We start from the raw sequence: 12,817 nt of genomic DNA, 5'->3' as shown, positions 1-12,817 counted from the left end.
CTGATAGAAACAGAAGCCACTGGAGCACCTCAAAAACACCATCATACACTAAATCAGTAAGTTGGCAGCATCACCCAGCTTAATGAACTCGATAACACCATTAGCGAAATGCTGAAAGAAGGTGCACAAGTGGATCTGACCGCGAACCAGTTAACGCTGGCGACCGCGAAACAGACATTAACTTATAAGCTGGCGGATTTAATGAATTAATAGCTGCCACAGCTCCCGGCGGCAAGTGACTGTTCGCTACAGCGTTTGCCGTTGGGTAATGCACACATCCCAATCGCCGTACCATCCAGTTGACGGGCAACAGAAAGCGAACCGCCGATCATTGCACAATTTGCTTCTCCACTACTGGACATCGACGCTTTTAAACCTGGCGCTACGTGCGCCGCAGTCGCCTGCTGAACAGGCTCACTACTACACGCCGACAACAATAAAGCGGCACACCCTACCCAAAACGCTGCTCGCATCTCTTCTTCCTCTGATCTTCAAGCCAAACGACACCGCCATAAATAATAGGCAGCACAGAGGGCGACGTCGAGAGCTGTCCTGCGCGTTGCCCCGCATTTTTACTTTTTTATGGCTATTTTTTTGCCCTCTGTTTGATCAAAACATTCATTACGCTGATGTGGGGGACACAAAAGCGAAAATGCAGAAGAAAGCCATTTGCTAAAATTGAAAGATTACTACTGGGCGCGCAGCAATTTCGTGCGCCCCTCATTTGCGCAATGTAAGGGTGTCATATGATTACTATTGACGGTAATGGCGCGGTTGCTTCGGTGGCGTTTCGCACCAGTGAAGTTATCGCCATCTACCCTATTACCCCCAGTTCCACGATGGCAGAACAGGCTGATGCCTGGGCCGGAAACGGCTTGAAGAACGTTTGGGGAGACACACCACGCGTGGTTGAAATGCAGTCGGAAGCGGGTGCTATCGCTACCGTGCATGGCGCTTTGCAGACGGGTGCCCTTTCAACATCGTTTACGTCATCGCAGGGTTTGCTGCTGATGATCCCGACGCTGTACAAACTGGCAGGCGAACTCACACCGTTTGTCCTGCATGTAGCGGCACGTACCGTTGCCACACATGCACTCTCTATTTTTGGCGATCATTCCGACGTCATGGCGGTGCGCCAGACGGGTTGCGCGATGTTGTGTGCGGCAAACGTCCAGGAAGCGCAAGACTTTGCTCTCATTTCGCACATCGCGACGCTGAAAAGCCGCGTGCCATTTATTCATTTCTTTGATGGTTTCCGCACGTCCCACGAAATCAATAAAATTGTCCCGCTGGCCGATGACACTATTCTTGATCTCATGCCGCAGGCCGAAATTGATGCTCATCGCGCCCGGGCGCTCAACCCGGAACATCCGGTGATCCGCGGTACGTCCGCCAATCCTGACACTTATTTCCAGTCTCGCGAAGCCACCAACCCCTGGTACAACGCGGTCTATGACCATGTTGAACAGGCGATGAATGATTTCGCTGCCGCGACAGGTCGTCAGTATCAGCCGTTTGAGTATTACGGGCATCCGCAAGCGGAACGGGTGATTATCCTGATGGGCTCTGCCATTGGCACCTGTGAAGAAGTGATTGATGAATTGCTAACCCGTGGCGAAAATGTCGGCGTGCTGAAAGTTCGCCTGTACCGCCCCTTCTCCGCTAAACATTTACTGCAAGCTCTGCCGGGATCCGTACGCAGCGTGGCGGTACTGGACAGAACCAAAGAACCCGGTGCCCAGGCAGAACCGCTCTATCTGGATGTGATGACCGCACTGGCAGAAGCCTTTAATAATGGCGAGCGCGAAACTCTGCCCCGTGTCATTGGTGGGCGCTATGGTCTTTCATCCAAAGAATTTGGCCCGGACTGTGTACTGGCGGTATTTGCCGAGCTCAACGCGGCTAAACCGAAAGCGCGCTTTACGGTTGGTATTTACGATGATGTGACTAATCTGTCACTGCCGTTGCCGGAAAACACCCTGCCAAACTCGGCGAAACTGGAAGCCTTGTTTTATGGCCTTGGTAGTGATGGCAGCGTTTCCGCGACCAAAAACAATATCAAGATTATCGGTAATTCCACGCCGTGGTACGCACAGGGCTATTTTGTTTACGACTCCAAAAAGGCGGGCGGCCTGACGGTTTCTCACCTTCGAGTGAGCGAACAGCCGATTCGTTCCGCTTATCTCATTTCCCAGGCTGATTTTGTTGGCTGCCACCAGTTGCAGTTTATCGATAAATATCAGATGGCTGAGCGTTTAAAACCTGGCGGCATTTTCCTGCTCAACACACCGTACAGCGCAGATGAAGTGTGGTCGCGCTTGCCGCAAGAAGTTCAGGCCGTGTTAAACCAGAAAAAAGCGCGCTTCTATGTGATTAACGCGGCGAAAATCGCCCGCGAATGTGGCCTGGCGGCCCGTATTAATACCGTCATGCAGATGGCTTTTTTCCATCTGACGCAAATTCTGCCTGGCGATAGCGCCCTCGCAGAATTGCAGGGTGCGATTGCCAAAAGTTACAGTAGCAAAGGCCAGGATCTGGTGGAACGCAACTGGCAGGCTCTGGCGCTGGCGCGTGAATCCGTAGAAGAAGTTCCGTTGCAACCGGTAAATCCGCACAGCGCCAATCGACCGCCAGTGGTTTCCGATGCCGCCCCTGATTTCGTGAAAACCGTAACCGCTGCGATGCTCGCCGGGCTTGGTGACGCCCTCCCCGTTTCGGCGCTGCCGCCAGACGGCACCTGGCCGATGGGCACTACGCGCTGGGAAAAACGCAATATCGCCGAAGAGATCCCCATCTGGAAAGAGGAACTCTGTACCCAATGTAACCACTGCGTTGCCGCTTGCCCACACTCAGCTATTCGCGCAAAAGTGGTGCCGCCTGAAGCGATGGAAAACGCCCCTGCCAGCCTGCATTCGCTGGATGTGAAATCGCGTGATATGCGCGGGCAGAAATATGTCTTGCAGGTGGCACCGGAAGATTGCACCGGTTGTAACCTGTGCGTCGAAGTTTGCCCGGCGAAAGACCGTCAGAATCCAGAGATTAAAGCCATCAATATGATGTCTCGCCTGGAACATGTCGAAGAAGAGAAAATCAATTACGATTTCTTCCTCAACCTGCCAGAAATCGACCGTAGCAAACTGGAACGTATTGATATTCGTACATCGCAGCTGATTACACCGCTGTTTGAATATTCAGGTGCTTGCTCCGGTTGTGGCGAGACGCCGTATATTAAATTACTGACTCAGCTCTATGGCGACCGGATGTTGATCGCTAACGCCACTGGCTGTTCTTCAATTTATGGCGGTAACCTGCCCTCTACACCGTATACCACCGATGCCAACGGTCGTGGGCCGGCATGGGCGAACTCTCTATTTGAAGATAATGCCGAATTTGGCCTTGGTTTCCGCCTGACGGTCGATCAACACCGTGTCCGCGTGCTGCGTCTGCTGGATCAATTTGCCGATAAAATCCCGGCGGAATTACTGACGGCGTTGAAATCAGACGCCACGCCAGAGGTTCGTCGTGAACAGGTTGCAGCTTTACGCCAGCAACTCAACGATGTTGCCGAAGCACATGAACTGCTACGTGATGCAGATGCACTGGTGGAAAAATCAATCTGGCTGATTGGTGGTGATGGCTGGGCTTACGATATCGGCTTTGGCGGTCTGGATCATGTATTGAGTTTGACGGAAAACGTCAACATTCTGGTGCTGGATACGCAATGCTATTCCAACACCGGTGGTCAGGCGTCGAAAGCGACACCGCTGGGTGCAGTAACTAAATTTGGCGAGCACGGCAAACGTAAAGCGCGTAAAGATCTTGGCGTCAGTATGATGATGTACGGTCATGTTTATGTGGCGCAGATTTCTCTCGGCGCGCAGCTGAACCAGACGGTGAAAGCGATTCAGGAAGCGGAAGCGTATCCGGGGCCATCGCTGATCATTGCTTATAGCCCGTGTGAAGAGCATGGTTACGATCTGGCACTCAGCCACGACCAGATGCGCCAACTCACAGCTACCGGCTTCTGGCCGCTATATCGCTTTGATCCGCGTCGTGCCGATGAAGGCAAACTGCCGCTGGCCTTGGATTCACGCCCGCCGTCAGAAGCACTGGAAGAAACGTTACTTCACGAGCAACGTTTCCGTCGGCTGAATTCGCAGCAGCCAGAAGTGGCAGAACAGTTATGGAAAGATGCTGCAGCTGATTTGCAAAAACGCTATGACTTCCTGGCACAAATGGCCGGAAAAGCGGAAAAAAGCAACACCGATTAAATGCTCTGGATAAGGATTATCCAATTCTAAAAAAAAAGCCCGGACGACTGTTCGGGCTTGTCTTTTTATATGTTGGAAAATCAGTGGCAATGCAATGGCCCAACAGAAAATAAAATCTGTGACAATAAAGGCATATAACCCGCGCAGAATAACGTATAGCAAATTAAAAGTATAATTTTTATTTTGTATGTATTATCTTCGATACATTCACCAGACTTATTATCATTTCAGAGGAATTATTTGATTAAGGTTTTACTTAAGGCGTAACAAATGATATTTATCGGCTAACTGAACTTCTCCTTTAGGATGTTTTCACTCCCCGAAATGGGGATAAAAGGCAAATAAAATAACTAAAGGATTTATTCAATGAAAAGCAAAGTACTGGCACTTTTAATTCCTGCCCTGCTCGCCGCAGGTGCTGCACATGCAGCCGAAGTTTATAATAAAGACGGCAACAAATTAGATCTGTATGGCAAAGTTGATGGCCTGCATTATTTTTCTGATAATTCAGCGAAAGATGGCGACCAGAGCTATGCGCGTCTGGGTTTTAAAGGCGAAACCCAAATTAACGATCAACTCACTGGCTACGGTCAATGGGAATACAATATTCAGGCAAACAACACTGAATCTTCAAAAAACCAGTCATGGACCCGTCTGGCATTTGCCGGGCTGAAATTTGCAGATTACGGTTCTTTCGATTACGGACGTAATTATGGCGTAATGTACGACATCGAAGGCTGGACCGATATGCTGCCTGAATTTGGCGGTGACTCTTATACCAATGCAGACAACTTTATGACTGGTCGAGCCAATGGCGTCGCGACTTATCGTAATACTGATTTCTTCGGTCTGGTAAATGGTCTGAACTTCGCGGTGCAGTATCAAGGTAACAACGAAGGAGCCAGTAATGGTCAGGAAGGCACCAACAACGGACGTGATGTTCGCCATGAAAACGGTGACGGCTGGGGTCTTTCCACAACATATGATTTAGGCATGGGCTTTAGCGCTGGTGCGGCATACACCTCTTCTGACCGCACCAATGACCAGGTTAACCATACTGCGGCGGGTGGTGATAAAGCAGACGCGTGGACTGCTGGGCTAAAATACGATGCTAACAATATTTACCTGGCAACCATGTATTCAGAAACGCGTAATATGACCCCGTTTGGCGACAGCGATTATGCTGTGGCAAACAAAACCCAGAATTTTGAAGTCACTGCACAGTACCAGTTTGATTTTGGTCTGCGTCCGGCAGTCTCTTTCCTGATGTCTAAAGGCCGTGACCTGCACGCTGCGGGTGGTGCAGACAACCCGGCAGGTGTTGATGATAAAGATCTGGTTAAATACGCCGATGTTGGCGCGACTTACTATTTCAATAAAAACATGTCCACCTACGTTGACTATAAAATCAACCTGTTGGATGAAGATGACAGCTTCTACGCTGCCAATGGCATCTCTACCGATGATATTGTCGCTTTAGGTCTGGTTTATCAGTTCTAAATCCTCCTGCCCGCTGTTATGGCGGGCTTTTTCTGCTTATTCTTCCTCCTTTGATCTAAATTAAAAATGTGAACTCCGTCATTACACAAAAAGTGTCATCTGGCGTTACACTTTATGCGGATACTAAAACAGGAGGTTTTATGAACAGAACGATTCTTGTCCCTATCGATATTTCCGATTCAGAATTAACTCAACGCGTGATTAGCCACGTTGAGGAAGAGGCAAAGATTGATGATGCAGAGGTTCATTTCCTGACGGTAATACCTTCACTGCCCTACTATGCCTCTCTGGGTTTAGCGTATTCCGCAGAATTACCGGCAATGGATGACCTGAAAGCGGAAGCCAAATCGCAACTGGAAGAGATCATTAAAAAATTTAAACTGCCAACCGACAGAGTGCATGTCCATGTTGAGGAAGGCTCGCCCAAAGACCGCATTCTGGAATTGGCGAAGAAGATCCCCGCTCATATGATCATCATTGCTTCCCATCGACCGGATATCACCACTTATCTGCTCGGTTCCAACGCCGCAGCTGTAGTGCGTCACGCAGAGTGCTCCGTGCTGGTTGTGCGCTGACACTAACGCCCGCACATTGCTGCGGGCTTTTTGATTCATTTCGCAAATGTGCTGACATTTTCCCCTCTAATCCGTACCATACACGCCACAGTTTTTTATATCAGATTTCTTATGCTGGGCGTTCCGGCATGACGCATACTCTTCTGATGCCATATAACGAATTGAGTCGCTTTTAAATGTCGCAAAATCAAGAAATTAGTAAGAAAGAACAATACAACCTGAACAAATTACAAAAACGTCTGCGTCGTAACGTGGGCGAAGCCATTGCTGACTTCAATATGATTGAAGAAGGCGATCGCATCATGGTTTGCCTCTCCGGGGGTAAAGACAGCTATACCATGCTGGAGATTCTGCGCAATTTGCAGCAAAGCGCGCCAATCAATTTTTCGCTGGTGGCTGTTAACCTCGATCAAAAGCAACCGGGCTTCCCGGAACACGTTCTGCCCGAGTATCTTGAAAAGCTGGGCGTTGAGTACAAGATTGTTGAAGAGAATACTTACGGTATCGTGAAAGAGAAGATTCCAGAGGGCAAAACCACTTGCTCACTGTGTTCTCGCCTTCGTCGCGGTATCCTTTATCGTACCGCAACGGAACTGGGGGCGACGAAGATCGCGTTGGGTCACCATCGTGACGATATCCTGCAAACGTTGTTCTTAAATATGTTCTACGGCGGTAAGATGAAAGGTATGCCTCCGAAACTGATGAGCGATGATGGCAAACATATCGTTATTCGTCCGCTGGCCTACTGCCGCGAGAAAGATATTCAGCGATTTGCCGATGCAAAAGCGTTCCCGATTATTCCGTGCAACCTGTGCGGTTCACAGCCTAACCTGCAACGTCAGGTGATTGCTGACATGTTGCGTGACTGGGATAAACGTTATCCAGGGCGTATCGAGACGATGTTCAGCGCGATGCAGAATGTGGTGCCGTCGCATCTGTGCGATACCAACCTGTTCGATTTCAAAGGCATCACCCACGGTTCTGAAGTGGTTAACGGGGGTGATCTGGCGTTTGATCGCGAAGAGATCCCACTACAACCGGCGGGCTGGCAGCCAGAAGAAGATGAAAATCAGTTGGATGAGTTACGGCTGAATGTGGTTGAAGTGAAATAACCAGGATAGCGCCCGATGCGCAAGCGTATCGGGCTACTCTTATGGAGGCCGTATAAGACGCGGCCAGCGTCGCATCCGGCAATCCCGAATAAGATGTTTACTCTTGCACCCGGCAATTCAACATTTCATTATTTTAATAACCGCACCCGGCACGTTTTTCCTTTAATCTTCCCGCCCTGTAACTGTTTCCATGCTTTATGAGCAACAGCCTGACGGACCGCGACATAGACATGCGCCGGATGCACGGCGATTTTGCCAATATCTGCGCCATCAAGCCCGATATCTCCTGTCAGTGCACCTAATACATCACCCGGGCGCATTTTGGCTTTTTTCCCGCCATCGATACACAACGTTGCCATTTCTGCTTCCAGCGTCGCAATGGAACTATTAGCTGGCGGCGTTTGCCAGTTAAGTTTTATCTGCAACATGTCAGAAATGATATTGGCCCGCTGTGCTTCTTCCGGAGCACAGAAACTGATCGCCAGACCGCTATTTCCTGCACGAGCTGTACGACCGATGCGATGTACATGAACTTCAGGGTCCCACGCCAGCTCAAAGTTCACCACCAGCTCAAGCGATTTAATATCCAGACCACGCGCAGCAACATCAGTCGCGACCAGTACACGGGCGCTACCGTTAGCAAAACGTACCAGGGTCTGATCGCGATCGCGTTGCTCCAAATCGCCGTGTAATGACAATGCACTTTGCCCTACTTCATTCAGCGCGTCGCAGACAGCCTGGCAATCTTTTTTGGTATTGCAAAACACCACGCAAGAGGATGGCTGATGCAAGCTTAATAACCGTTGCAACAGAGGAATTTTGCCTTTGCTGGATGTCTCATAAAATTGTTGTTCAATGGGTGGCAAAGCATCTGTTGAGTCAATTTCAATCGCCAAAGGATCGCGTTGCACTCGTCCGCTGATTGCAGCGATGGCTTCCGGCCAGGTTGCCGAAAACAGAAGCGTCTGTCGAGATGCAGGCGCAAAACGGATGACATCATCAATGGCATCGCTAAATCCCATATCCAGCATGCGGTCGGCCTCATCCATCACCAGCGTATTCAACGCATCCAGTGATACCGTGCCTTTTTGCAGGTGATCCAGCAAACGCCCCGGCGTTGCCACGATAATATGCGGCGCATGTTGCAACGAATCACGCTGCATACCGAACGGTTGACCACCGCACAACGTCAAAATTTTGGTATTTGGCAGAAAACGCGCCAGCCGACGCAATTCACCTGCCACCTGATCCGCCAGTTCACGCGTAGGACACAGCACTAAAGCCTGGGTTTGAAATAGCGACGCATCAATTTGCTGTAACAAGCCGAGGCCAAAAGCCGCCGTTTTGCCGCTGCCGGTTTTCGCCTGCACGCGAACATCTTTTCCGGCAAGGATCGCCGGAAGCGCGGCGGCCTGCACCGGCGTCATGGTTAAATAACCCAACTCATTAAGGTTCGTGAGTTGGGCGGGAGGCAAAACATTCAGGGTAGAAAAAGCGGTCACAATCTATTCTCATGGTCATCGACGCAAAGTTAGCAGGCGCGTATCCTCGCAGATCTACGCTCACGATGCGACAATTTAATCGGTTCTTCATCGGGTGGTGGGTCAGGCATGGGTTGCGGGCGAGGGATCGGATCGGGCACTGGAACAGGATCGCCAGGAATCGGTTCAGGGACAGGAATTTGCAAATAAATAAGTGTCGTCATATTTCCCTCTGGTCATTGGGTGGACTCTTAAAGGGTAGACGCTGATAAATAACAGGCAAAAAAAAGCCGACTCATCAAAGTCGGCGTCGTACGAATCAATTGTGCTATGCAGTAATTCAAAAAAGGAAGTAAGACAATATGGAGCGCAACGCCCATCGCTTGACGTTGCATTCACCTGCAAGAGAGATATTGCCCTGAATGGGTAGAGAGTTTATTGACTTCGCTCAAACTTTGCGGCGTTTTTGTATACAGACAGCCGGAAAAATTGCTTTTGTTACAACCATTTACTACGATGCAACCATAAAGCAACACCACCAATAAGAACAACTAACAGAATACAAAAAATTGAAAATCCGAATTGCCACCCGCCGCCAGGGATCCCACCAAGGTTGACGCCAAATAACCCGGTCAGAAAGGTACTGGGTAAAAAGACCATTGCCATCAACGACATTGTATAGGTACGACGAGCTAAATTTTCCTGCATCACCTGAGCGATTTCATCCGCCATCACGCCAGTCCGTGCTATACAGGCGTCGATTTCGTCAAGGCCGCGCCCAAGGCGATCGGCAATATCCTGCATCCGACGGCGTTGGTCATCGCTCATCCACGGCAAACGTTCACTGGCAAGACGAGCATAAACATCACGTTGCGGTGCCATATAGCGACGCATCACAATTAATTGTTTGCGCAGCAGAGCCAGGAATCCACGCGGTGGAATTTGCTGATCAAGGAGATTATCTTCAAGGTCGATAATTTTATCGTGCAGCTGCTCGATAAATTCACTGGAATGATCGGTCAACGCATCGCACACATCCACCAGCCATCCCCCGCAATCGGTCGGACCCGTGCCCTCTTCCAGATCGCTCACCACATCGTCCAGCGCCAGCACTTTGCGTTGTCGGGTCGAAACAATTAACCGCCCGTCCATATATACACGCATGGCGACCAGTTGATCGGGGCGTTCATCGGTGCTGCCGTTTATACAGCGCAATGTAATCAGCGTGCCTTCACCGAGACGGCTGACTCGGGGACGCGTGCTCTCGCCCGCCAGCGCATCACGTACGTTATTGGGAAGCAGCGGTGTTGTCGCCAGCCATTGGGCGCTATCATGGTGTACATAATTAAGGTGGAGCCAACAGGGATGCGCTTCATCAATCACATCTGTATTTTCCAGCGGTTTAACGCCGCCTCTACCATCCAGCATCCAGGCAAATACTGCATCCGGGACATTAACGTCCGATCCCTTAATCGCTTCCACAGTGCCTCCATCATCAACGCATTATTTTGTAGTCTAGCCTTCTGGCCCTGTTACGCAACATCTCATCACCCCATTACCCTGAAATGATTAATAAAATTCTGTCTAAATTGAATACAAAAAGCAAAATGCTTTTCCGTATACAAACCGTGTGAAGTGTTAAATAGCGTCTATCATTATCAGAATTATCTGATCATATGACGTGGCTTTTTTGCGATCGGATAGCAACAAAAATTGATAAAAATAACGGGTTCTCAATGATTACGCACAACTTCAATACCCTGGACTTACTCACCAGTCCTGTCTGGATCGTTTCGCCCTTTGAGGAACAGTTAATTTATGCCAATAGCGCGGCGAAACTGTTGATGCAAGACCTCACGTTTAGTCAGCTACGAACCGGACCCTATTCCGTCTCCTCACAAAAAGAACTGCCGAAATACCTCTCCGATCTGCAAAACCAACACGATATTATCGAAATCCTCACTGTTCAGCGTAAAGAAGAGGAAACAGCATTGAGCTGTCGGCTTGTTTTGCGAAAGCTGACAGAAACAGAACCGGTGATTATTTTCGAAGGTATCGAAGCGCCGGCAACGCTGGGTTTAAAAGCCAGTCGCTCGGCAAATTATCAGCGCAAAAAACAAGGTTTTTATGCGCGCTTTTTTCTGACTAACTCTGCACCAATGTTGTTGATTGACCCGTCACGAGATGGACAAATCGTCGATGCTAACCTCGCCGCGCTCAATTTCTATGGTTATAACCATGAAACGATGTGCCAGAAACATACCTGGGAAATAAATATGCTCGGGCGTCGCGTCATGCCTATCATGCATGAAATCTCGCATTTACCCGGTGGTCATAAACCTTTGAATTTTGTTCATAAACTGGCGGATGGTTCGACTCGTCATGTGCAGACCTATGCCGGACCGATTGAAATTTATGGCGACAAGCTCATGTTATGTATTGTGCATGATATTACTGAGCAAAAACGGCTGGAGGAGCAGCTGGAACATGCTGCTCACCATGACGCGATGACCGGATTACTGAATCGGCGACAGTTTTATCACATTACGGAACCAGGCCAAATGCAGCATCTCGCCATCGCTCAGGATTACAGCTTGTTGCTCATCGACACCGATCGTTTTAAACACATTAACGATCTCTATGGGCATTCTAAAGGTGATGAGGTGTTATGCGCCCTCGCCCGCACCCTCGAAAGTTGCGCTCGCAAAGGCGATTTGGTGTTTCGTTGGGGAGGCGAAGAGTTTGTCTTATTGCTACCAAGAACCCCACTGGATACCGCGCTTTCGCTGGCTGAAACTATCCGCGTAAGCGTGGCAAAAGTGAGTATTTCGGGCTTACCACGCTTTACCGTCAGCATTGGTGTGGCGCATCACGAAGGAAATGAAAGCATCGATGAACTGTTTAAACGCGTTGATGATGCTTTGTATCGGGCGAAAAATGATGGACGCAACCGCGTGCTGGCGGCATAAGCCGCGGATGCGTCTCGAGATCAACGACTGCGCTTAGCGTGGCGCTCCCAGTTTTCTTGCTTCGCCTGCGCCGTTTTACGTAGTGCGACGTAACACGCCCCGCTGCCGCCATGATGCGGTAGCGCGGTGCAATATGCCTGAACATCATCAAATTCGGTCAGCCAGCGCGCCACATAGCTGCGGACAATATTGGCATGCGATTTATCATCCCGCCCTTTACCATGAATAATCAGCACGTTACGCAAACCATCCGCCAGGGTTTGTTGAATAAAACTGAACACCATTTTGCGGCACTCTTCCACCGGCTGGCGCAAAAGATTCAGGCTCGCCTGTTGCGGATATTTACCACTGCGCAGCTTATCCAGCACCCCATGTTGCAACCCTTCCCGCCGAAACTCCAGCGGCTGACTTAGTGGGATGATGTCGAGAAATCCGGTGGTGAGGAAATTATCAAGCTGCAGCGTGTCGATACGCTGCGGCGCACGTTGGTTACGCGTTGGATGCCAGTGGACATCGGTAGCACGTTTCAGCGGCTGGACATCTTCCATGGCGTCAAGAAACAGCGATTTGTCGTCAAGGTTCATGTTACATCCTCCCGCAATTAAGAGCGCGATATGATAACCAGACCGGGTCGGTCCAACAACGTATTACCCAAATTTCCAGTAATAAGTTCCAAATATTGCCGATATTTTAAGCAAAATACTTATGCATGATTATTCATTCACGATATTAATAATGTAACTTATATTTTCGTGAAATCTGTCACTGAAGAAAATTGGCAACTAAAGGTTAAAACCGTTATAACACAGTCACCGGCGCAGAGGAGACAATGCCGGATTTAAGACGCGGATGCACTGCTGTGTGTACTGTAGAGTCTGGCGGATGTCGACAGACTCTATTTTTTTATGC

11 protein-coding genes and 1 pseudogene are annotated in these 12,817 nt (G+C 49.6%); 6 read left to right on the top strand and 6 right to left on the bottom strand.

Going from position 1 to position 12,817, the window contains the following annotated elements:
• Positions 1–75 precede the first annotated feature (75 nt).
• Positions 76–210: pseudogene (locus RTW80_RS16255) on the top strand (hypothetical protein); the annotation flags it as partial.
• On the opposite strand, the gene RTW80_RS16250 reads toward RTW80_RS16255, so the two are convergent.
• Positions 207–473, bottom strand: a complete 267-nt coding sequence (locus RTW80_RS16250) for a DUF333 domain-containing protein (protein WP_001295715.1) — start codon at positions 471–473, stop codon at positions 207–209. The pseudogene RTW80_RS16255 and the gene RTW80_RS16250 sit on opposite strands and share 4 nt — an antisense overlap.
• Positions 474–746: 273 nt before the next feature.
• Between RTW80_RS16250 and nifJ the strand changes: the two genes are divergently transcribed.
• The 4 genes from nifJ to ttcA all read left to right on the top strand — a co-directional run bounded on the left by nifJ (position 747) and on the right by ttcA (position 7,458).
• Positions 747–4,271 (top strand): pyruvate:ferredoxin (flavodoxin) oxidoreductase, encoded by a 3,525-nt coding sequence (nifJ, locus tag RTW80_RS16245; RefSeq protein ID WP_000628174.1) that lies wholly within the window; start codon positions 747–749, stop codon positions 4,269–4,271.
• Positions 4,272–4,637: 366 nt separating this feature from the next.
• The gene (gene ompN, locus RTW80_RS16240) at positions 4,638–5,771 is read left to right on the top strand and encodes a porin OmpN (protein ID WP_000837924.1); all 1,134 of its coding nucleotides are present in this window, start codon (positions 4,638–4,640) and stop codon (positions 5,769–5,771) included.
• Between the two features lie 140 nt (positions 5,772–5,911).
• Positions 5,912–6,346 carry a universal stress protein UspF gene (gene uspF / locus RTW80_RS16235; protein WP_001300461.1) on the top strand — a complete coding sequence of 145 codons (435 nt, stop codon included), beginning with the start codon at positions 5,912–5,914 and terminating at the stop codon, positions 6,344–6,346.
• 176 nt (positions 6,347–6,522) lie between these two features.
• Positions 6,523–7,458 (top strand): tRNA 2-thiocytidine(32) synthetase TtcA, encoded by a 936-nt coding sequence (gene ttcA, locus RTW80_RS16230; protein WP_000081418.1) that lies wholly within the window; start codon positions 6,523–6,525, stop codon positions 7,456–7,458.
• Between the two features lie 128 nt (positions 7,459–7,586).
• Here ttcA and dbpA read toward each other — a convergent pair whose 3' ends face one another.
• From dbpA to ydaN, 4 genes are all read right to left on the bottom strand, one after another.
• Positions 7,587–8,960, bottom strand: a complete 1,374-nt coding sequence (gene dbpA / locus RTW80_RS16225) for an ATP-dependent RNA helicase DbpA (protein ID WP_000123737.1) — start codon at positions 8,958–8,960, stop codon at positions 7,587–7,589.
• Positions 8,961–8,989: 29 nt separating this feature from the next.
• The gene (gene ynaL / locus RTW80_RS16220; RefSeq protein WP_001296046.1) at positions 8,990–9,163 is read right to left on the bottom strand and encodes a protein YnaL; all 174 of its coding nucleotides are present in this window, start codon (positions 9,161–9,163) and stop codon (positions 8,990–8,992) included.
• A 274-nt stretch (positions 9,164–9,437) separates the two neighbouring features.
• The gene (zntB, locus tag RTW80_RS16215) at positions 9,438–10,421 is read right to left on the bottom strand and encodes a zinc transporter ZntB (protein WP_000387388.1); all 984 of its coding nucleotides are present in this window, start codon (positions 10,419–10,421) and stop codon (positions 9,438–9,440) included.
• A gap of 13 nt (positions 10,422–10,434) precedes the next feature.
• Entirely contained in the window at positions 10,435–10,482 is a 48-nt protein-coding gene (gene ydaN / locus RTW80_RS16210) for a protein YnaN (protein WP_211180494.1), read from the bottom strand.
• A 193-nt stretch (positions 10,483–10,675) separates the two neighbouring features.
• Here ydaN and dgcM point away from each other — a divergent pair, with 193 nt between their 5' ends.
• Positions 10,676–11,908, top strand: a complete 1,233-nt coding sequence (dgcM, locus tag RTW80_RS16205; RefSeq protein WP_000628058.1) for a diguanylate cyclase DgcM — start codon at positions 10,676–10,678, stop codon at positions 11,906–11,908.
• 20 nt (positions 11,909–11,928) lie between these two features.
• Here the strand turns inward: dgcM and smrA are convergent, their stop codons facing one another.
• Positions 11,929–12,492, bottom strand: a complete 564-nt coding sequence (gene smrA / locus RTW80_RS16200) for a DNA endonuclease SmrA (protein ID WP_264366103.1) — start codon at positions 12,490–12,492, stop codon at positions 11,929–11,931.
• Positions 12,493–12,817: the final 325 nt, after the last annotated feature.

The organism is Escherichia sp. AM3, assembly GCF_032029835.1.
Taxonomy (GTDB): Bacteria; Pseudomonadota; Gammaproteobacteria; order Enterobacterales; family Enterobacteriaceae; genus Escherichia; species Escherichia coli.
Note: the sequence above shows the minus strand (reverse complement) of the source record. Positions and strands in the feature narration are given on the sequence as shown.